19 protein-coding genes are annotated in these 19,426 nt (G+C 75.0%); 10 read left to right on the top strand and 9 right to left on the bottom strand.

What is annotated here, in order from left to right; genetic code table 11:
• Positions 1-45: 45 nt before the first annotated feature.
• From ACFWEK_RS06865 to ACFWEK_RS06850, 4 genes are all read right to left on the bottom strand, one after another.
• Positions 46-810 carry an ABC transporter permease gene (locus tag ACFWEK_RS06865; protein ID WP_430548168.1) on the bottom strand — a complete coding sequence of 255 codons (765 nt, stop codon included), beginning with the start codon at positions 808-810 and terminating at the stop codon, positions 46-48.
• Complete coding sequence (locus ACFWEK_RS06860) at positions 807-1,607, bottom strand: ABC transporter ATP-binding protein (RefSeq protein WP_430553551.1); 801 nt, start codon at positions 1,605-1,607, stop codon at positions 807-809. The genes ACFWEK_RS06865 and ACFWEK_RS06860 overlap by 4 nt, the downstream gene beginning before the upstream one ends.
• Before the next feature lie 26 nt (positions 1,608-1,633).
• A complete protein-coding gene (locus tag ACFWEK_RS06855; protein WP_430548166.1) occupies positions 1,634-2,473 on the bottom strand; it encodes a DUF4097 domain-containing protein in 840 nt (279 codons plus the stop codon).
• A 78-nt stretch (positions 2,474-2,551) separates the two neighbouring features.
• Positions 2,552-3,088, bottom strand: coding sequence for a histidine kinase (locus ACFWEK_RS06850; RefSeq protein ID WP_430553550.1), 537 nt, complete (start codon positions 3,086-3,088; stop codon positions 2,552-2,554).
• Between the two features lie 218 nt (positions 3,089-3,306).
• Between ACFWEK_RS06850 and ACFWEK_RS06845 the strand changes: the two genes are divergently transcribed.
• Positions 3,307-4,068, top strand: coding sequence for a class I SAM-dependent methyltransferase (locus ACFWEK_RS06845; protein WP_430553549.1), 762 nt, complete (start codon positions 3,307-3,309; stop codon positions 4,066-4,068).
• A 19-nt stretch (positions 4,069-4,087) separates the two neighbouring features.
• Here ACFWEK_RS06845 and ACFWEK_RS06840 read toward each other — a convergent pair whose 3' ends face one another.
• Positions 4,088-4,966: a VOC family protein gene (locus tag ACFWEK_RS06840; RefSeq protein ID WP_430548163.1), complete on the bottom strand. Its 879-nt coding sequence runs from the start codon at positions 4,964-4,966 to the stop codon at positions 4,088-4,090.
• 58 nt (positions 4,967-5,024) lie between these two features.
• Positions 5,025-5,948 carry a ribokinase gene (locus ACFWEK_RS06835; RefSeq protein WP_430553548.1) on the bottom strand — a complete coding sequence of 308 codons (924 nt, stop codon included), beginning with the start codon at positions 5,946-5,948 and terminating at the stop codon, positions 5,025-5,027.
• Between the two features lie 159 nt (positions 5,949-6,107).
• Here ACFWEK_RS06835 and ACFWEK_RS06830 point away from each other — a divergent pair, with 159 nt between their 5' ends.
• A complete protein-coding gene (locus tag ACFWEK_RS06830; protein ID WP_430553552.1) occupies positions 6,108-7,352 on the top strand; it encodes an endonuclease/exonuclease/phosphatase family protein in 1,245 nt (414 codons plus the stop codon).
• 166 nt (positions 7,353-7,518) lie between these two features.
• On the top strand, positions 7,519-8,679 hold the full coding sequence (locus ACFWEK_RS06825) for a ScyD/ScyE family protein (protein ID WP_430553547.1): 1,161 nt from the start codon (positions 7,519-7,521) through the stop codon (positions 8,677-8,679).
• 77 nt (positions 8,680-8,756) lie between these two features.
• On the opposite strand, the gene ACFWEK_RS06820 is transcribed toward ACFWEK_RS06825, so the two are convergent.
• The gene (locus tag ACFWEK_RS06820) at positions 8,757-9,869 is read right to left on the bottom strand and encodes a Gfo/Idh/MocA family protein (protein WP_430553546.1); all 1,113 of its coding nucleotides are present in this window, start codon (positions 9,867-9,869) and stop codon (positions 8,757-8,759) included.
• On the bottom strand, positions 9,866-11,023 hold the full coding sequence (locus ACFWEK_RS06815) for a Gfo/Idh/MocA family protein (protein ID WP_430548159.1): 1,158 nt from the start codon (positions 11,021-11,023) through the stop codon (positions 9,866-9,868). Before ACFWEK_RS06815 ends, ACFWEK_RS06820 begins: the two co-directional genes overlap by 4 nt.
• Positions 11,024-11,147: 124 nt before the next feature.
• On the opposite strand from ACFWEK_RS06815, the gene ACFWEK_RS06810 reads away from it, so the two are divergent.
• Both ACFWEK_RS06810 and ACFWEK_RS06805 read left to right on the top strand, forming a co-directional pair.
• Positions 11,148-12,194, top strand: coding sequence for a LacI family DNA-binding transcriptional regulator (locus ACFWEK_RS06810; RefSeq protein ID WP_430553545.1), 1,047 nt, complete (start codon positions 11,148-11,150; stop codon positions 12,192-12,194).
• Between the two features lie 75 nt (positions 12,195-12,269).
• On the top strand, positions 12,270-13,403 hold the full coding sequence (locus tag ACFWEK_RS06805; RefSeq protein WP_430553544.1) for a threonine aldolase family protein: 1,134 nt from the start codon (positions 12,270-12,272) through the stop codon (positions 13,401-13,403).
• On the opposite strand, the gene ACFWEK_RS06800 is transcribed toward ACFWEK_RS06805, so the two are convergent.
• The gene (locus ACFWEK_RS06800) at positions 13,404-14,669 is read right to left on the bottom strand and encodes an MFS transporter (protein ID WP_430553543.1); all 1,266 of its coding nucleotides are present in this window, start codon (positions 14,667-14,669) and stop codon (positions 13,404-13,406) included.
• Between the two features lie 142 nt (positions 14,670-14,811).
• Here ACFWEK_RS06800 and ACFWEK_RS06795 point away from each other — a divergent pair, with 142 nt between their 5' ends.
• From ACFWEK_RS06795 to ACFWEK_RS06775, 5 genes are all read left to right on the top strand, one after another.
• A complete protein-coding gene (locus ACFWEK_RS06795; protein ID WP_430553542.1) occupies positions 14,812-15,723 on the top strand; it encodes a winged helix-turn-helix transcriptional regulator in 912 nt (303 codons plus the stop codon).
• Between the two features lie 39 nt (positions 15,724-15,762).
• The gene (locus ACFWEK_RS06790; RefSeq protein WP_430548154.1) at positions 15,763-16,236 is read left to right on the top strand and encodes an SRPBCC family protein; all 474 of its coding nucleotides are present in this window, start codon (positions 15,763-15,765) and stop codon (positions 16,234-16,236) included.
• Positions 16,233-17,501, top strand: a complete 1,269-nt coding sequence (locus ACFWEK_RS06785) for a glycoside hydrolase family 3 N-terminal domain-containing protein (protein WP_430553541.1) — start codon at positions 16,233-16,235, stop codon at positions 17,499-17,501. Before ACFWEK_RS06790 ends, ACFWEK_RS06785 begins: the two co-directional genes overlap by 4 nt.
• Positions 17,502-17,630: 129 nt before the next feature.
• Positions 17,631-18,455 (top strand): class I SAM-dependent methyltransferase, encoded by an 825-nt coding sequence (locus ACFWEK_RS06780; RefSeq protein ID WP_430553540.1) that lies wholly within the window; start codon positions 17,631-17,633, stop codon positions 18,453-18,455.
• Between the two features lie 38 nt (positions 18,456-18,493).
• The gene (locus ACFWEK_RS06775) at positions 18,494-19,381 is read left to right on the top strand and encodes a CHAD domain-containing protein (RefSeq protein WP_430548151.1); all 888 of its coding nucleotides are present in this window, start codon (positions 18,494-18,496) and stop codon (positions 19,379-19,381) included.
• Positions 19,382-19,426: the final 45 nt, after the last annotated feature.

The raw sequence follows: 19,426 nt of genomic DNA, 5'->3' as shown, positions 1-19,426 counted from the left end.
GGACCACCGGGGCTCGGCCGTGCGTGGCGCGGTCGCGCGGCGTCGTCAGCCGACACGCCGCCGGTACGCGGCGACGGCGAGGCCGTAGCCGACCACCAGGATGCCGACAAGCCAGGCGAGGGCGACCCAGATGTCGCTGCCGACGGGCTGCTCCGCGAACAGGGCGCGGATCGTGTCGACGACGGAGGTCACCGGCTGGTTCTCCGCGAACCAGGCGACCGGGCCGGGCATCGTGTCCGTGGGCACGAACGCCGAGCTGATGAACGGCAGGAAGATCAGCGGGTAGCTGAAGGCGCTGGCGCCGTCGACGGTCTTCGCGGAGAGCCCGGCGAGCACGGCGAGCCAGGTCAGGGCGAGCGTGAACATCGCCAGGATCCCGGCGACGGCCAGCCACGCCCCGAACGAGGCCCCCGTGCGGAAGCCCATGAGGAACGCGACGCCGACGACGATCGCGACCGAGACGAGGTTCGCCACGACCGACGTCAGGACGTGCGCCCACAGGACGCTCGAGCGGGCGATCGGCATGGACTGGAACCGGTCGACGATCCCGCCCTGCAGGTCGAGGAACAGCCGGTACGAGGTGTACGCGACGCCCGACGCGATCGTGATGAGCAGGATGCCGGGCAGCATGTAGTTGATGTACGACTCGTCCGTGCCGAGGTCGATGGCCCCGCCGAAGACGTAGACGAACAGCAGCATGATGGCGATCGGCGTGACCGCCGTCGTGATGATGGTGTCGGGGCTGCGCAGGATGTGGCGCAGGGAGCGGCCGGTGAGGACACCGGTGTCGCTGAGGGCGTGGGTGGTCATCGCGATTCCTTTCCGGTGGTGTCCTCGGTCGCGGAGGTGCCCACGAGGGTGAGGAAGACGTCCTCGAGGGACGGCTGCTTCTCGACGTACTCGACCTCGGCCGGCGGCAGGAGCCGCTTGAGCTCGTCGAGCGTGCCGTTCTGGATGATGGTGCCGCGGTGCAGGATCGCGATGCGGTCCGCGAGCTGCTCCGCCTCGTCGAGGTACTGCGTGGTGAGCAGCACCGTGGTGCCGTGGTCGGCGAGCGACTTGACCGTCTTCCACACGTCGATCCGCGCCTGCGGGTCGAGGCCGGTGGTGGGCTCGTCGAGGAAGACGATCGGCGGGTCGCCGATGAGGCTCATCGCGATGTCGAGCCGACGCCGCATGCCGCCGGAGTACGTCCCCGCGCGGCGGTCGCCGGCGTCGGTGAGCGAGAACCGGGCGAGCAGGTCGTCGGCGATCGTGCCGGCGTCCGGCAGGTGCCGCAGCCGGGCGACGAGCACGAGGTTCTCGCGGCCCGTGAGGACCTCGTCGACGGCCGCGAACTGGCCGGTGAGGCTGATGGACCGGCGCACGTCGCCGGGCTTGGCCGCGACGTCGTACCCGTGCACGGTGGCGGTGCCCGCGTCGGCCTTGAGCAGCGTCGACAGGATACGCACGAGCGTGGTCTTGCCGGCACCGTTCGAGCCGAGCAGGGCGAAGATGCTCCCCGGCGCGACGTCGAGGTCGACGCCGCGCAGCACGTGCAGCTCGCCGAACGACTTCTCGACGCCCTGCACCCGGATCGCGGGCTCGGTGGTCTGAGGCGTGGTCATGTCCGTTGCTCCGTTCTTCGGTCGGTTCACGGCCGGCGGACGACGACGTCGCCGAAGCCGGTGCTGGCGTGGATCTCTGCGGTGGCCTCGTCCTCGACCGGCCCCTCGGTGGGGGTCAGCTGGTTGCGGACGGAGCCGTTCTCGGACGAGACGTCGAGGTAGGCGGCGGTGCCCTCGGGCACCCCGACCTCGATGGATCCGAAGGAGGTCGTGAGGGTGACGGCGCCGGACTCGAGGTTGTTGACCCGGATGCCGGCGTGCGCCGACTTGGCCGTGAGGGTGCCGCGCACGCGGCTCACGGCGATGTCGCCGTGCGCCCCGTGCACCTCGAGGGTCCCGGTCACGGAGCCGACGGTCGTGGTGCCGTTCGTCGCGCGGATCGTGCCGTCGCCGAGGACCTCGTCCACGAAGACGGACCCCGCGCTGACCTTGACGTCGAGGGAGCCGGTGACGCGGCCCGCGGTCGCGGAGCCGGCGGAGACCTTGAGGTCGAGCCGCTCGACGTCGTCGACGCGGGCGTTCCCGGCCGACAGCGTCATGTCGACGGCGGCGAGCGCGCCCTCGGCGTAGAGCGAGCCGACCTTGCCGCTCAGCGACGAGCCCTCGGGGAGCTCGACCGTGATGTCGGCGGTGCCGGACGCGAACGGGAGCACGTACTGCTTCCACGAGCCGGGGTACGTGATCGAGACGGCGTCGCCGTCGCGGTCGACGCGCACCGACTCCGCGGCGCGGGCGCTGCCGGACTTGGCGTTGGTCGGAAGGACGGTGACGACGACGTCGTCACGCTCCCCGGCGACCACGTGCACGTTGGCGAACGGCACGTCGACCAGGACGGGGACGGGCTGGGGGGCGGGGAAAGTGGGCATGACGGAGCTCCAACAGTGGTGTCGGTGTGGTGTCAGGGGGAGGACGGGGGCGGTGCGGTGCGCGGACGTGCGAAGGGATCAGCGCACCCAGCCGGTGACGCGGCCGGCGCCGCGCTGCTGCGGACGGGCCTGCGCGGCCGGGCGCCCGGTGGACTGCTCGAGCGCGGCGGCGACCGCGCGGACGAGCCACGTGTTCACGGAGACGCCGTCGCGGGCGGCGGCGGTCTCGGCCTGCGTCTTGAGGCGGTCGGGCAGGCGCAGGGTGGTGCGGGTGGTGGCGCCGCCCTCGAGGTCGACACTCACCGAGAAGCCCGGGCCGGTCGCTTCCAGGGTCGGGGCGGACGTCGGGGCATGCGCCGGCTCGGTCGGCCCGGTCGGTGCGGTGACGACGAACTCGGGGGCACCGCCGCGGAGCCGGATGTCGACCGAGCCGGGGGCCAGCTCGGCGGAGATCTCTCCCGCCGCGTCGGACAGCGCCTCGAGCAGCACCAGCCGGGCGGCGGCGTCGAGTGGGGCGGTCAGGCGGGAGGCCAGCTCCCGCGCCTCGTCCCCGCCGGCGGCGGCTGCGGTGCCGAGCTGCTGCTGCAGCTCGTCGACGTATCTCGTGAGGTCCATGGCTCCACTATGACACCATGATGGTGTCACCACAAGACCTTTGACGTCACTTATGGCGTCAATCTGGCGCCAGATGGTGTCGCGCCATGACGCGGTCCGTGTCGCCGCAGGTCAGACGTGCTGTGCCCCTGGGCCGCCTCCGGCAGGGCGAGGGCGACCGGGCGCAGCTGGGCGACCGTCGTCGTCCGTCACCCGGCCACGACGGCTAGCGTGGCGTCGTGAGCAGACCCCCGCATGGCCCCGACGACGCCGCGCGCGGCGTGCGCCTGTTCGACGACGTCCGCCCGGAGGAGACGGACCGCACCTACCTGCCCGGCATGAGCAGTGCGTGGAAGATGCCCTGGTACGACGTGCAGAGCTGGTGGCGGCACGCCGGGCGGCTGCACCGCCGCACCGTCGAGGTGGCCGGCATCCTGCCGGGCCAGCGCGTGCTCGACGTCGGCTGCGGCACCGGCAACCTCGCCCTCACCGTGCTGCGAGCCGTACCGGACGCCGACGTCACCGGCCTCGACCCGGACGGCGCCGCCCTGCGTCGCGCGGCCCGGAAGGCCCGCCGGCGGCGGGTCGGGCGGCGCGGTTCGCTCACGCTGGTGCGCGGCTTCGCCGACCGGCTGCCGGCCGCCGACGCGGGCGTCGACCACGTCCTGTCCTCCCTCGCCCTGCACCACGTGCCCCTGGACGAGAAGCGCCGGTTCGCCGCCGAGCTCGCCCGCGTCCTGCGCCCCGGCGGCACGGTCACGATCGCGGACCTCGACGCGCCCGGGCACGGCGGCGGTCACGGTCACGACAGCGGGCATGACCACGGGCACGGCGGGCACCGGCACCACCGGGAGATCGGGGCGAACCAGCACCGCGACGACAACGCCGACGGCGGGATCCAGCGCCTGCTCACGGACGCGGGGCTCGTGGACGCACGGGAGGTCGCGCGTGCGACGTTCATGGACACCCCCGTGATGTGGGTGCAGGCGCGGCGCCCCTGACGCCCGGCGCCCGCGGGCGTCAGGACTTCCCGGCCTCGGCCTCGGCGGCGACGAACTCGGGCGGCGGGGCGAACTGGGAGAGCACGAGTGCGGCGCCGAACGGGTCGCGGATCGTCGCCTCCCGGGTCCACTCGGTGTCCTCGGTCGCGTGCACGACGGCGCCGCCCCGCTCGGCGGCCTCGGCGGCGGCGTCCCGGTCGGCCACCGCGAACACGACCGACCACCGCGCCGGCCCGTCGGCGGGCAGCACCCCTGCGACGACGTCCGAGAACCCCGGCGGGACGAACTCCTGCCGCTCGTGGATGCCGGGGTCCACGGTGCGGGCCAGGTGGTCGCCGTACCCGGGCAACCGCGCCATGCCGGCACCGAGGTCGTCGCTGCGCTCCCAGCCGAGCAGCGGCCCGTAGAACCGCAGCGCGGCATCGACGTCGGGGGTGAGCAGGTTGCTGAAGTTCCAGGTGCCGGGCTCGTTGACGCGCTGCGCCCCGGCGCGGGTGCCGGCCCGCCAGAGCCGGCTGGGCGCGCCCTCCGGGTCGACGATGCGCGCCATCCACCCCGCGGGCTGCCCGGGCGGGCCGACCTGCTGCGGGGGCGAGCTCACCACGCCGCCCAGCTCGGCGACGCGGACCGCGGCGGCCTCGAGGTCGTCCACGGCGAGGTACGTGTGCCACGCCGGCTCGCCGTCGTACCCCGGGTCGGGCGTGGCGACCGCGGCGATCGCCGTCGCATCGGTGCCGTCCCACGACGCCACGGCGTAGCGCCCGGGCGCACCCGGCGGCAGCTTCTCGGTGAACCGCCATCCGAACAGCGCGCCGTAGAACGCGAGCGCCGCGTCGACGTCGGCGACCTCCAGGTCGATCCAGCTCGGGACCCCGTGCGGGTACGTGTGCTGACTCATCTCCCCAGGCTGCACCGGCCCACCGACACCTCGCCCGACGACGCGGCCGCCACGCTCGTCACACCGCGGGCAGCTCGTCGCCCGCCGACGGGTAGGAGGCCTGCGCGCCGGGAGACCGCACGGCGTACGCGCCGACCCGGGCCGCCGTCCGCGCGGCGTCGACGAGGCCGTCTCCCCGCGCCAGCCCGTGGGCGAGCGCCCCGACGAACGCGTCGCCGGCTCCCGTGGTGTCGACGGCGCGCACCCGCGGCGCCGGCACCTCCGTCACGTCGTCGTCCAGCCCCACCAGCGCCCCGCGAGGCCCGAGGGTCAGCACGACCGACGGCACCCCGCGCGCGAGCAGGCCCCGCACCAGCACCTCCTCGCTCTCCTCGGCGGGGACATCCAGCGCCCCGGCCACGAGCCGCGCCTCGTGCTCGTTGAGCACCAGCGGGTCGGCGCGCAGCAGCACGTCCTCGTCGACGTCGAGCACCGGCGCGAGGTTGACGACGAGCCGGCCGCGCGCGGACCGTGCGGCGGCCTCGATGGCCGCCCGGGGGATCTCGCCCTGCAGCACGACGGTCGCGGCACCCCCGACGAGATCGACGTGCGCGCCCACCACGGCCTCGTCGACGGCCGCGTTGGCGCCCGGGACGACGACGATGGAGTTCTCGCCGTCGTCGCTCACGGTGACGATCGCGATGCCGGTGCGGCGCCCGGGGACGACCACCAGGGCGGTGAGGTCGACCCCGGCGGACCGGAGCCCCGCGAGCGCGGCGTCGGCGAACTCGTCGTCGCCCACCGCGCCGACGAACGCGACGTCCGCGCCCAGCCGGGCGGCCGCGACGGCCTGGTTGGCCCCCTTGCCGCCGGACATGACGCGCATGCCGTGCCCGAGGACCGTCTCGCCGGGCGCCGGGTGCGCCGTCACACCGACGAGCAGGTCCGCGTTGGTGGACCCGACGACCACCACCCGGCCGGTCGAGGACGTCACCGCACCCATTCCCGTCACCTCCTGCGCCGTCGTGCGCCGTCATGTCCCGTACGTCCGGGAAACGATGACACACGCCGCGTCCGCCCTCACCCCGCGGCCGACGTTCACGCGCCGTTGAGGCGGGCGTCACCGGCCGGCGCTAGCGTCGGCCGGGTGACCACGCCCACGATGCGACGACGCACCCTCACGGCCGCCACGGCGCTCGCCGTGGCCCTCCCCACCCTCCTCCCCCTCGCCGCGAGCGCCCACGGGCACGACGGCGGGCACCACGGCGGGCACGGTCCCGACCGGTCGTTGCGCGTGGCGACGTACAACCTGTCGCTGAACCGCGCGGCGGAGGGCGAGCTGCAGGCCGACCTGTCCACCGGTGACGACCCGCAGGCCCGCACGGTCGCAGAGGTCATCCAGCGGGCGGACCCGGACGTCGTGCTGCTCAACGAGTTCGACTACGACGCCGCCCACGCGAGCGTGGACCTGTTCCGCGAGAACTACCTCGAGGTGCCGCAGGGCGGCGCCGACCCGGTGCGCTACCGCTACGCGTACACCGCGCCGTCGAACACGGGGATCCCCAGCGGCGTCGACCTCGACAACAGTGGCACGGTGGGCGGCGGCAACGACGCCTTCGGTTTCGGCGAGTTCCCGGGCCAGTACGGCATGGTCGTGCTGTCGAAGCACCCGATCGACACCCGGCACGTGCGCACCTTCCAGCACTTCCTGTGGAAGGACATGCCGGGTGCGCTGCTGCCCGACGACCCCGCCACGCCCGAGCCCGGGGACTGGTACTCCCCCGCGGAGCTCGACGTCGTGCGGCTGTCCAGCAAGTCGCACTGGGACGTGCCCGTCCGCGTGGGCCGCGAGACGGTGCACGTGCTCGCCGCGCACCCCACCCCGCCGACGTTCGACGGGCCGGAGGACCGCAACGGCCGCCGCAACCACGACGAGATCCGGTTCTGGGCCGACTACGTGACGCCCGGGAAGGCTTCGCGCTACGTCTACGACGACGAGGGCGGGCGCGGCGGGCTGAAGCCCGGCGAGCGGTTCGTGATCCTCGGCGACCAGAACGCCGACCCGCTCGACGGCGACTCGGTGGACGCGGCGATCGACCAGCTCCTGGACCACCCGCGGGTCACGGACCCGCGCCCGACGTCGGACGGCGCGGTCGAGGCGTCGGCCCTGCAGGGCGGCGCCAACGCGACGCACCGGGGCGACCCCGCCCTCGACACGGCCGACTTCGCCGACACCGCGCCGGGCAACCTGCGGGCCGACTACGTGCTGCCGTCGAGGGGCCTGCCCGTGCGCGACGCGGGCGTGTTCTGGCCGACGCAGGCCGACCCACTGTCCCGGCTCACCGGCACCTCCCCGTTCCCGTCCAGCGACCACCGCCTGGTGTGGGTGGACCTGCGGGTCGGCTGACCGCGGGCATGGCGCCGCGGAGAGCGCGCCACGGGACCGGTGCCGAGGGCATCTCGAATCACCCGCGCTTCACCCCCGCCGCCGGCACCCCGCCGGTGCGAGCGCCCCCGGGCGGTCGCAGGCTCGACAGTGCTGTGCCATCTCACCGTCGAGCCCTGGAGATCCCATGAGACGCGCCCTCACCGCGGCCGCCGCAGCAGCGACGGCGCTGCTGCTCGCCGCGAGCCCCGCCGCCGCCCACGGCGGCAAGCCCGCACCGAAGCCCCCGAAGGTCACCGAGATCGCCTCCGGCCTGGTCACCCCGCTCAGCGCCGCGGTCGGTGCCAAGGGCACCTCGTACGTCACCCAGAACTTCGCCGGCCTGCTCACCGAGGTGGACAAGCGCGGCGACGCCACGGTCCTCTACGCGTCCGCGAACGGCGAGGAGGTGGGCGGCGTCTCCTACCGCGACCGCCTCCTCACGTTCACCGAGACCCTCATCGACGACGAGACGGGTCCCGTCGCGTCGAGCATCAGGACGCTGCGCCTCGACAAGAAGGGCAACCCGACCGGCCCGGCGCGCACGCTCGCGGACGTCCGCGCGTACGAGGACGCGAACAACCCGGACGGCGACGTCACCTACGGGTTCCGCGACGTCGACCAGGCCTGCCTGGACCAGGCACCGCCGGACGGCATCCCGGTCCGGTACGAGGGGATCCAGGACTCGCACCCCTACGCGACCACCCGCGGCCGGGGCACGACCTTCGTCGCCGACGCGGGCATGAACGCGATCCTCTCCGTGAGCGATCGCGGCCGCGTGCGCACCGTCGCGGTGCTGCCCGCGCAGCCGGCCGTCGTCACGGCGGACGCCGCGGCGATGTTCGGCCTGCCGGACTGCGTCGTCGGCGAGACGTACTGGTTCGAGCCCGTCCCCACGGACGTCGAGGTCGGCCCCTGGGGCCAGCTCTACGTCACCACGCTGCCCGGCGGACCGGAGGACGACAGCCTCGGCGCGCGCGCGGCGGTCTACCGCGTGAACCCCTGGTCGGGTTCCGTGCGGAAGGTCGCGGGCGACCTCCTCAGCGCCACGAACCTCGCCGTCTCGCCGTCCGGGGACGTCTACGTCGCGGAGCTGTTCGGCGGGAAGATCACGCAGGTGACCCGCGGCGGGCACAGGACCGTCGTCGAGACCGCGCTGCCTGCCGGCCTCGAGTGGGACCACGGTGACCTCCTGGCCACCACGAACGCGCTGCCCGGCGAGGACGCCCCGCCCGACGGCCACCTCGTGCGCGTCGACCTCTCCCGGTCGCACGGGCACGGGCACGGGCACGGCCACCACGGCCGCTGACCGTTCCTCGTCGGGCGCTCGTCCGGCGCGGTTCGCCTCGCGAACAGCGCCGGACGAGCGCCCACAACCATCGAGGGTCAGGGCGTCAGCACCCGGGCCTGCTGCTGGGCGAGGACGCTCAGCTCGGCGGCCTTGAAGGCGTGCTCCTGCGTCATCGCGTTCTCGGTGCGCTCCAGGCAGTCGAGGATGAGCTGCCCGAAGTAGGGGAACCCGACCTGACCGTTCGCGACCAGGTGGTGCTCGCCCTCGCCGTCGACGAGGAACACGTGGCCGCCGCCCTCGCCGGTGCCGACGTTGACGTACTTGCGCAGCTCGATGTACCCCTCGGTGCCGAGGATGATCGTGCGGCCGTCGCCCCACGCGCTCAGGCCGTCCGGCGTGAACCAGTCGACGCGCACGTACCCGGTGGCCCCGTTGTCCATGACGATGCCGGCCTCGCCGAAGTCGTCCAGCTCGGGGTGGTCCGGGTGGTGGTAGTTCGCGACGGCGGCGTGGCTGATCTCCGCGTCCTTCGCGCCCGCGTAGTGCAGCATCTGGTCGAAGTTGTGGCTCCCGATGTCGCACAGGATGCCGCCGTACTTCTCCTTCTCGAAGAACCAGTCCGGGCGTCCGGTGCCGAGACGGTGCGGGCCGAGGCCCATCACCTGGAGCACGCGGCCGATCGCCCCGCGGTCGATCAGCTGCTCGGCCAGCACGGCGGCCTCGACGTGGATCCGCTCGGAGTAGTAGACGGCGTACTTCTGGCCGGTGCGGGCCGTGGCCTCGCGCGCGGCGGCGAGCTGGTCGAGCGTTGTCAGGGGCGCCTTGTCGGTGAAGTAGTCCTTGCCCGCCTCGATGACCCGCAGACCGAGCGGCGCCCGCTCGGACGTCACCGCGGCGCCCGCCACGAGGCGCACCTCGGCGTCGTCGAGGATCTCGGCCTCGCTGCGCGCCACCCGCACGTCGGGGAACTTGCTGCGCATCACCTCGACCTTGGCCGGGTCGGGGTCGTACACCCACTTCAGGGTGCCGCCGGCGCCCGCGAGGCCCTCGCACATGCCGAACACGTGGCCGTGGTCGAGGCTGGTCGCCGCGAAGACGAACTCCCCCGGCTCGACGACGGGCGCGGGCACGGGCTCCGGCGCGTAGGCGGCGCCGCTCGCGGTGCTCGCCGCGCTGATCGGAGTGCTGATCGGAGTGCCCGCGCTCATGCCTTCGCCCCCACCGTGATCGCGCCCGGCAGCTCGCCCACCGACGCCGTCTTCTCGAAGAACCGCGGCGCCCTCTCCAGGAGGGTGCCGGTGCGGTAGTAGGGATCGTCGGGCGACAGCGGCAGGTCCACGGTGCGGCGCTCGATGCCCGCCTCGTAGATGGCCGTGACCAGCTCGATGGCGCGACGGCCGGCCTCGCCGTCGACGGCCGGACGACGGCGCTCGCGCACGGCGCCGAGCATGTCGGCGATCTGCCCGGCGTGGCCGGTGTGCTCCAGCGGCCGGTGCGCCGCCGCGACGGCCTCGATCTGCGCGACCCGCTCCGTGTCGTCCTCGTCGGCGGGGAAGCCGTTCGGGTTGGCCAGGTTCGCCTCGACCTTCCACGGCTGCGAGACGCGCGCGTTCCGGCCCTGCACGACGATCGCCTGCTCCTCGCCGTGGCTCACCACGGAGGCGGTGACCTCGGCGAGCGCGCGGTCGTACTGCAGCACGCTCACCGACAGGTCCTCGACCTCGGCGTTCTCGTGCGCGGCGTTGGTGAGCACCGACGTGACGGCCTTCGGCGAGCCGAGCATCCACAGGGTCATGTCGAGGTGGTGGATGGCGTGGTTGAGCGTGCAGCCGCCGCCCTCGCGCTCCCAGGTGCCGCGCCACCACAGGTCGTAGTACTCGGTGCCGCGCCACCAGGCGGAGCTGACCTGGGCGTGCGTGACCGGGCCCGCGAGGCCGGAGTCGAGCACCTCCTTGAGGGTCGCGATGTCGTCGCGGAACCGGTTCTGCGCGACGACGGACAGCAGGCGCCCGTTGTCCTGCGCGGCGGCGATCATCGCGTCGCACTCCTCGAGCGACGGCGCCATCGGCTTCTCGACGAGCACGTCGACGCCGGCCTCCAGGGCCTGGATCGTCAGGGCGGCGTGGGTGGACGGCGGCGTCGCGACGCTGACGAGGTCGAGGCTCTGCTCGGCGGCGAGCATCTCGGCGGCGTCGGTGTAGACGCGGGCGCCGTCGAGCCCGAGCTCCGCGCGCAGGGCCTCGGCGCGGCCGGGGGCGGGGTCGCACAGCGCGACGATCGCGCACTCCTCCGCGAAGCGTTGGTAGCCGTCGATGTGCGCCCGGGCGATGCCGCCCGTGCCGACGATCCCGATGGTGAGCATGGTTCCTCCGATGGAACGAGCTGGCTGACGGTCCGGCATGATACGTATCATGCGACGGTGATCAGAGTGGCCGCCGCGCTGCGGCCCTGTCAAGGCGAGAGGTGAGGGAGGTCATACTGTGGCGGTGCCGAACCCACCGACCAGCCGCGACGTCGCGCGCCTCGCCGGGGTGTCCCAGGCGACGGTGTCCTACGCGCTCACCGGGCGCGGCACCATCTCGGCGGCCACCCGCGCACGGGTGCTCCAGGTGGCCGAGTCGGTCGGCTACCGGCCCAACCTCGCCGCGCGGTCCATGCGCACCCGGCGGTCCGGCCGGCTCGCCGTGGTGACCGGCGCGAGCCTGGACCACCAGGTCAGGCTGCTCACCGGCGCCGGGGAGGTGGCCGAGGCGGCGGGGTACGTGATGGAGACCCACACCGTCGACGGCACCCTCGAGGAACGCACCGGTCGCGTCCGGGACCTCGCCGAGGGCGGCCAGTACGAGGGCGTCCTCACCCTCGTCCCCGTGCTGCCCGAGGCGCTCGCGGACCCGTCCGGCTCCGCGAGCCCGGGAGGGGGCGCGCCCGTCGTCGCCGAGGCCACCTTCGACGAGCAGATGCGCAGCCTCGGCAACCTCGCCGACGCGAGCACCGTCGAGGTGCTGGTCGGGGCGCTCGTGGCCGCCGGGTACCGCCGGTTCGTGCACGTCGCGGGCCCCGACCACTACGCCTCGGCCCGCGCCCGCCGCGACGTGTACCTGGCGTCCGTCGCCCGGGCCGCCGCGGACCCGGCCACGGCCGACGTGGTGTCCCTCGGCGTCATCGGCGGCTCCTGGTCGGGCGACGACGCGCGTCGCGCCGTCGCCGAGATCCCCGGGGACGCGCCGCCCGTCGCCGTCATCGCCGGGAACGACTACCTGGCCGCGGGCGTGGTGCGCGGCGCCGCCGAGCGCGGCTGGTCGGTGCCCGAGGACCTCGTCGTCACCGGCTGGGACAACTTCGCGATGGGGGCGCTGATGATGCCGTCGCTCACCACCGTCGACGTCGACTTCCCCGAGGCCGGCCGCACCGCGATGCGCCGGCTGGTCGCGACCGTCCGGGGCGAGCCCCGTCCGGCGCCCGGCGCGCCGATCCACCGCATCGTGTGGCGCGAGTCCACCGGCGGCGACCCGACCAGCCCGGCCTCGACGTAGCGATTCCTCGCCGTCGCCCGACGGGACGAGGACCAACCGCGACGTCGGCAGCCGCCGCCCGCCTACCCTGGGCGCGTGACCCACCCCCGCACCCTCCCGCCGTTCGCCTCCGACAACTACGCGCCCGTGCACCCGGACGTCCTCGCCGCCGTCGCCGCGGCGAACGACGAGTACGCCGTCGCGTACGGGGACGACCCGTGGACGGCGCGCCTCGACGCCCGCGTGCGCGAGGTGTTCGGCGCCGGGGCTCTCGCATTCCCGGTGCTGAACGGCACGGGCGCGAACGTCGTGTCGCTCACCGCGCTGTCGCCGCGCTGGGGCGGCGTCGTGGTGTCCGACGTCGCGCACGTGAACACCGACGAGAACGGCGCGCCCGAGCGGGTCGGCGGCCTCAAGCTGCTCGCCTGCCCGTCCGTGGACGGGCGGATCACGCCCGACGACGTCGCGCGCTGGGCCGGGCAGCGCGACGACGTGCACCGCGCCCACCCCGCCGTGCTGTCCCTCACGCAGTCCACCGAGCTCGGCACGGTCTACCCGCTCGACGACCTGCGGGCGCTGACCCACGTCGCGCACGACCTGGGCATGGCGGTGCACGTGGACGGGTCGCGGCTGGCCAACGCGGCGGCGAGCCTGGGCTGCTCGCTGCGGGCGCTCACCACCGACGCCGGAATCGACGTCGTCTCCCTCGGCGCCGCGAAGAACGGCGGCATGCTCGGCGAGGCCGTGCTCGTGCTCGGGCCCGACGACGCCCCGGCCGCCGCGTCCGCCCGCGCCCGGGAGGCGGCCGCGGCGGCCGTGCCGTTCCTGCGCAAGGCGACGATGCAGCTCGCGTCCAAGACGCGGTTCGTCTCCGCGCAGCTCCTCGCGCTGCTCGGGGACCCGGACGACGCGGCGGGGGACGAGGAGCCGCTGTGGCACCGCAACGCCGCGCACGCGAACGCGATGGCCGCGCGGCTGCGCGCGGGGCTCGAGGCGCTGGCCGGATCCGACGACGAGGGCGTGCGCGTCACCCGCCCCACCGAGGCGAACGCCGTCTTCGCCACGCTCCCCCGCCCCGCCGCCGACCGGCTGCGCGCCGTCGCCCGCTTCTACGACTGGGCCGACGGCGAGACTCCCGACCGCGTCGAGGTGCGGCTCATGTGCGCCTGGGACACCGCGCCGGGGACGGTCGACGCGTTCGTCGCGGCGGCCGCCGACGCCCTCGCCTGATCAGCGCGACGCCGCGGCAGCGGTCAGGTCGGTGGCCGCGGCGTCGTAGTCCTCGAGGTTCCGCAGCCTCCGCACGGGGCTGAGGCCCACGATGACGGGCCCGAGCAGCAGCACGAACGCGGAGCCGAGCAGCACGGCCCGGCTGCCCACGTGCGCGGCGAGCACGCCGGCCGCGAGCGACCCGAGCGGGATCATGCTCCAGGAGACGAACCGCACGGTCGCCATCACCCGCGAGAGCAGCTCGGGCGGGCTGGCCACCTGCCGGTAGGTGCGCGTCACGACGCTCCCCGGCACCACGGAGGCCCCGAACACCATCGTGCCGACGGCGAAGCAGAGCCACCCGGCGGCGGCGGCGCCCAGCGGGACCAGCAGCGCGCCGGCGAACCCGAACAGCCCGTCGAGGAGCAGCACCCGCGCGGACCCGAAGCGCCGCACGAGCCACGGCGTGGCGGCCGCCGCGAGCAGCGACCCCACGCCGTCGGCGGCGAGCAGCACGCCCACCATCGCGGGCGGGGCGTCGAGGTCGCGCACCAGGTAGAGCGCGAACAGCCCGGCCTGCACGCCGCACACGAGGTTGACGACGCAGGCCCACCAGGTGGCGGGCGCGATCACCGGGTGCCGCACCACGAACCGCCAGCCCTCCGCGATCATCTGCCCCATCCCGGGCCGCGCCTCCCCGTCCCCGAGGGCGGGCTCGCGACGCTCGGGCAGCCGCCGCAGCAGCAGGGCCGACACGACGTACGACGCGGCGTCGACCAGCAGCGCGGGCACGGCGCCGACGGCCTGCACCAGGAGGCCCGCCACCGACGGCCCGCCGAGCTGTGTGGCGGCCTGCGTGCCCGAGACGAGGCTGTTGCGGCTGGTCAGCTCGTGCTTCGGCACCACGGTCGGCAGGAAGGTCGTGTTGGCGGTGAAGAAGAACACCTCGGCGACGTTCACCGCGAGCGCCGCCAGCACCAGGTGGACCAGCGAGAGCTCCCCGAGCCACCAGACCAGCGGGACGGCGAGGATCGCGGCGGCGCGCGCCAGGTCGGCCGCCACCTGCGTGGCGCGCAGCGGCAGCCGGTGCACGATCGCGCCGGCGGGCAGGCCGAGCACCACCCAGGCGAGGTACGACGACGCGGCCAGCAGGCCCGTCTCGACGGGACCGGCGTCGAGCACGGTCACCGCGGCGAGCGGCAGCGCGACGGTCGTGACGGCGGTGCCGACGCCGCTGGTGGTGCTCGCGGCCCAGTAGGTCCAGAACGGCCGTGCACTCGTGGCCACCGGGCCACCTCCTCGTCGACGAGACTCCGCGGTGCCCGCCGGGAACAGGCGGGGTCGCGTCGTCGTTGGTAAGTTCCAAATTGGAACTTACCCCATGGCGCGGGATGGACGCACACCCCGGCCCGGCGAGAGGATGTGCCCCATGCGCCGCGAGGACCTTGCCGACAGCTCGTGCGGCATCGCGCAGTCCCTCGGCGTCGTCGGCGACTGGCAGAGCCTGCTGATCGTGCGCGAGGCGGCCGCCGGCGTCACCCGGTTCGAGGGCTTCGACCGCGAGCTCGGGCTGTCCCGCCGCGCGCTCACCGAGCGGCTCGGCGGGCTCGTCGAGCACGGCGTGCTGGAGAAGGTGCCGTACTCCGAGCGCCCGCCGCGCCACGACTACCGGCTCACCGCCCGGGGCGAGGGCCTGCTGCCCGTGCTGCTCGCGCTGCAGGAGTGGGGCACGCGGTTCGTCCTGGGCGACGGCGAGGTCAGCGGCGCGCTGGGCGACGGCGACCTCGCGCGGGCGCGCGCGCTCGAGGGCACGCACGTGCCCGACGTCGCGCTCGCGGCGCACGACGGCTCCACCGTGCGGCTCGTGGACCCTGACCGGTGGACCGCGCTGTTCTTCTTCCCCGGCGCGTACGCCCCCGGCACCCACGGCTACCCGCCGCGCTGGGGCGAGGTGCCCGGCACCGCCGGCTGCACGCTCGAGTGCGTCACCTACGGCCGCCGGCACGCCGACCTCGAGGCCGCCGGCGCGCGGGTGCTCGGTGTGAGCACGCAGCACCCCGAGCAGCAGGCCGCGTTCGCCGCCCACGCCGAGCTGCCCTACCTGCTCGCGTCGGACCAGGACGGGCTGGCCGCGTCCGCCCTGCGGCTGCCCGTGTTCCGCGCCGGCGGCTCCGACCGGCTCAAGCGCGTCACGCTCCTGGTGGACCCGTCCGGCGTCGTCCGGCACGTGCAGGCGCCGGTGACCGACCCCGCCCAGTCGGTCGACGACGTGCTCGCCCTCGTGCGCGAGCTCGCGGCCACGACGCCGTCGGGGACGGCGGCGGCGAGGGCCCGGCGTTAGGGTCGGAACCAACCGGAGCCGGCGGAAGGAACCCCCACCATGACCACCCCCACCAGCCCCACCAGCACGCCGGAGCACCGCTACCCGCACGTGGCCGAGGCGTCGATCCACGTGACCCAGCCGCCCGAGCGGGTGTGGGCCGAGCTCATGCACCCGGGCGCGCGCTGGATGCTCGGCGCGAACATCGAGACGGACTTCCGGCCGGGCAGCCCGATCACGTTCGAGGGCCACTTCTTCGGCCGCCAGTTCGCCGACAAGGGCGTGGTGATCGCCGTCGAGCGTCCGCGCCTGCTGCACTTCACCCATTTCTCGCCCCTGGCCGAGCTCGCGGACGTCGAGGACAACTACCACGAGATTCGCATTGCGCTCGAACCGGACGAGACGGGTACGGTCGTGTCCGTGAGGCAGGAGAACATCGACACGGCCCAGCACGCGACGAACTCGCAGGCGCACTGGCAGGACGCGCTCGCGACCCTCGCCCACCGCGACGGTGCACCTGCCCGACGCGCGTGACCCGCGGTCGGCCCGCACGGGCCGCCGCCGCCTCGCTCGCCACGACGCTCGCCGTCGTCCTGCTCGCCGCGTGCTCCGGCGCGGGCAGCGAACCGTCGCCCGGCCCGGCATCCTCCGCTGCGGAGGGCTCGGGGTCGAGCTCACCCCGCCCGTCCCCGAGCCCGACGACCGCGTCCCCGAGCCCGGCGGCGTCCCCCACCCCCGGGCCCACCGGCACCCCGACGCCCGACGACGTGCTCGCGGGCTGGACCCTCGAGCAGAAGGTGGGCCAGCTGCTCATGGTCGGGGTGTCGGTGAGCGACCCGGCCGCCGTGAGCGCCGAGTCGGTCCGCGACAAGCACGTGGGCAACGTGTTCCTGCACGGCCGCAGCAAGGCCGGTGTGGAGGCGACCCGCGAGCTGGTCGACGAGTACACCGGCCTCGTGTCCCGCCGCTCGACGCACGGCACGCCGCTGCTGGTGGCCACCGACCAGGAGGGCGGCCTCGTCCAGGTGCTGCAGGGCCCAGGCTTCTCCGAGATCCCGAAGGCCACCGAGCAGGCCACGTGGAAGCCCGCCACGCTGCAGGACCGCGCCGAGGGCTGGGGCGACGAGCTCGCCGCCGCGGGCGTCAACCTCAACCTGGCGCCCGTGATGGACCTGGTCGACGAGGACGACGCCGCGGACAACCCGCCCATCGGCTACTTCGGCCGGAACTACGGCGACACGCCGAAGTCCGTGGTGCGCTCCGCGAACGCGTTCGGCGCCGGGCAGCGCGCGGCCGGCGTCGAGCCGGTGATCAAGCACTTCCCCGGCCTGGGGCGCGTCACCGAGAACACCGACACCGAGGCCCGCGTGACAGACGACGTCACCACCCGCGACGACGCGTCCGTGCGCGTCTTCGCCCGGGGGATCGAGGCGGGCGCGCGCTACGTGATGATGTCGAGCGCCGTCTACGACCGCATCGACCCGGACGAGCCCGCCGTGTTCTCCCCCGTCGTCGTGGAGGACGTCCTGCGCGGCGACCTGGGGTTCGACGGCGTCGTGATGACCGACGACGTGTCGGCCGCCGCCCAGGTGCAGGACCGCTCCCCCGGCGAGCGGGCGGTGGACGCCGTCGACGCCGGCGTGGACCTGGTGCTCGCGTCCGCGGACCCGTCCGTCGCGCCCGCGATGGCGGACGCCCTGGTCGCGAAGGCCCGCAAGGACCCGGACTTCGCGGAGAAGGTCGACGCCTCCGCCCGCCGGGTGCTGGCCGCCAAGGCCGCCACCCTCCCGCCGAGGTAGTACCGGATCCCGCGGGGTAGTAGGCCATCCGGCGAGGTACTACCTCGCCGGATCAGGTTCTACCTCGGCGGGCTCCGCCGACGGCGAACCTCGTTGACCGGGGCAGCCGCACGGGTCTTGGCTGACGGCATGAGCACCTCGCCCTCGCTGGACCCGGAAGAGCTCCGCCAGGTCGCGTCGTCGTTCGGCGTCGACGCCGCCGCCTACGACCGCGCGCGCCCGCGCTACCCCGACGCGCTGATCGCGGCGGTCGCGGACGCCGCGCGCGACGGCGCCGCGGGCCCGACGCCGCGGGTGCTCGACGTCGGCGTGGGCACGGGGATCGTGGCGCGCCAGCTGCGCGCGGCCGGCTGCGCCGTGCTCGGGGTGGACGTCGACGAGCGCATGGCGGAGGTCGCGCGGGGCGACGGCACCGACGGCATCGACGTCGAGGTCGCACGGTTCGAGGAGTGGGACCCGGCAGGCCGGACGTTCGACGCCGTGACCGCCGGGCAGACGTGGCACTGGGTGGACCCGGACGCCGGCGCGACCCGGGCCGCCGACGTCCTGCGCCCGGGCGGCGCGCTCACGGTGTTCTGGAACGCGGGCGACCCGCCGCCCGACCTGGCCGCCGCGTTCGCCGAGGTCTACCGCGACGTGCTCCCCGGCTCGCCGCTCGCCGCCACGAGCACCGCGTCGGCGGAGACCGCCTACCGGCAGATGATGGACACCGCGGCCGACGGCATGCGGCGCACGGGCCGGTTCGCGGAGCCGCACGAGCGCCGCGACACCTGGGAGCGCACGTACACCCGCGACGAGTGGCTCGCCCTGGTGCCCACCACAGGCGTCGCCACGCGGCTGCCGGCCGCCCGGCTCGACGCCCTGCTCGCGGGGCTCGGCGCCGCGATCGACGCCGCCGGCGGCAGCTTCGTGCAGCAGGGGTTCACGCTCGCGGTCGGCGCCGTGCGCGCCTGACCTCGCGCGGCGGGAGCCGCGCCGGGCGAGGATCGAGCATGGCCCGCACCGCCGGCGACGTCCTCGACGCCGCGATCCGCGCCCACGCGGAGACGATCCTGCGCGGGCACGACGACGTGCGGACGGCCGCGGCCCGGGCACCGGGTGCGCCGGACGACGCGCCCGTCGCGGTGCACGACGCCCGCGTGGCGGTCCGGCGGCTGCGCGCCACGCTCCGAGTCTTCCGGGACGGCACGGCCCCTGAGCCGGGCACGGTCGAGGCCCTCACCTGGTGGGTGCGCACCCTCGGCGCGGCGCGCGACGCGGAGGTGCGGCGGGCCGGCCTGGCGGAGCTCGCCGCCGGCCTCGAGCGACCCTCGCCCGAGGTGCACGCGGGCCTGGCGACGCTCGACGGCGCGCTGGCCGCGTCCGACGCCGTCGCCCGGGCGGAGGTGGCGACGGCGCTGGCGTCGGCCCGCTGCCGGGACCTCATCGCGGGGCTCGGCGCGCTCGCCACGGCGCCACCGCTGACCGACCGGGCCGGGGAGGTCGCGGCGACCACCCTGCGTCCCGCCGTCGTGCGCGAGCTGGAGCGGGTGCGGCGGCGCGGCGGGCCGGTCGCCGCCTGGCGGGGTCCGGGGACGGGCGACCGGCCGCCGCCCGACGTCGTGCACCGCCTGCGCAAGGCCGCCCGCAGGGCGCGCTACGCCGCCGAGGTGCTCGCGACGTCCGGCGACCGCGCCACCGACCGCTGGGCCGACGACGTGGTCGCACGCCACCGCGAGCTGCAGGACCTGCTGGGCACCGTGCACGACGCCGACGTGCTGCGCGCGACCCTGGCGGCGCTGCGAGAGCCGCGCACCGCCGCGGCGGTCGACGCGTGCGCGCGGCTCGGCGACGAGCGCGCGGCGCGGGCCCTCGCCGCCGCGGCCGCCGCTCTCCGCTGAGCCGGAAACGCCTTCGAGCACGCGATCCGTCGCGCCATCTGGTCG

Origin of the sequence: Isoptericola sp. NPDC060257 (assembly GCF_042726645.1) — a bacterium.
GTDB lineage: Bacteria > Actinomycetota > Actinomycetes > Actinomycetales > Cellulomonadaceae > Isoptericola > Isoptericola nanjingensis.
The sequence above is the reverse complement of the archived record's forward strand: the minus strand, read 5'-3'. Positions and strand labels throughout refer to the sequence as shown.

Bases quoted from the DNA above. Each gene is read 5' to 3' on its own strand.
- ACFWEK_RS06860 (WP_430553551.1), bottom strand. From the start codon at position 1,607: ATGACCACGCCTCAGACCACCGAGCCCGCGATCCGGGTGCAGGGCGTC.
- ACFWEK_RS06830 (WP_430553552.1), top strand. From the start codon at position 6,108: ATGCGACGACGCACCCTCACGGCCGCCACGGCGCTCGCCGTGGCCCTC.
- ACFWEK_RS06780 (WP_430553540.1), top strand. From the start codon at position 17,631: ATGAGCACCTCGCCCTCGCTGGACCCGGAAGAGCTCCGCCAGGTCGCG.
- ACFWEK_RS06815 (WP_430548159.1), bottom strand. From the start codon at position 11,023: ATGCTCACCATCGGGATCGTCGGCACGGGCGGCATCGCCCGGGCGCAC.
- ACFWEK_RS06835 (WP_430553548.1), bottom strand. From the start codon at position 5,948: ATGGGTGCGGTGACGTCCTCGACCGGCCGGGTGGTGGTCGTCGGGTCC.
- ACFWEK_RS06850 (WP_430553550.1), bottom strand. From the start codon at position 3,088: ATGGACCTCACGAGATACGTCGACGAGCTGCAGCAGCAGCTCGGCACC.
- ACFWEK_RS06795 (WP_430553542.1), top strand. From the start codon at position 14,812: ATGCGCCGCGAGGACCTTGCCGACAGCTCGTGCGGCATCGCGCAGTCC.
- ACFWEK_RS06825 (WP_430553547.1), top strand. From the start codon at position 7,519: ATGAGACGCGCCCTCACCGCGGCCGCCGCAGCAGCGACGGCGCTGCTG.
- ACFWEK_RS06840 (WP_430548163.1), bottom strand. From the start codon at position 4,966: ATGAGTCAGCACACGTACCCGCACGGGGTCCCGAGCTGGATCGACCTG.
- ACFWEK_RS06775 (WP_430548151.1), top strand. From the start codon at position 18,494: ATGGCCCGCACCGCCGGCGACGTCCTCGACGCCGCGATCCGCGCCCAC.
- ACFWEK_RS06865 (WP_430548168.1), bottom strand. From the start codon at position 810: ATGACCACCCACGCCCTCAGCGACACCGGTGTCCTCACCGGCCGCTCC.
- ACFWEK_RS06790 (WP_430548154.1), top strand. From the start codon at position 15,763: ATGACCACCCCCACCAGCCCCACCAGCACGCCGGAGCACCGCTACCCG.
- ACFWEK_RS06820 (WP_430553546.1), bottom strand. From the start codon at position 9,869: ATGAGCGCGGGCACTCCGATCAGCACTCCGATCAGCGCGGCGAGCACC.
- ACFWEK_RS06855 (WP_430548166.1), bottom strand. From the start codon at position 2,473: ATGCCCACTTTCCCCGCCCCCCAGCCCGTCCCCGTCCTGGTCGACGTG.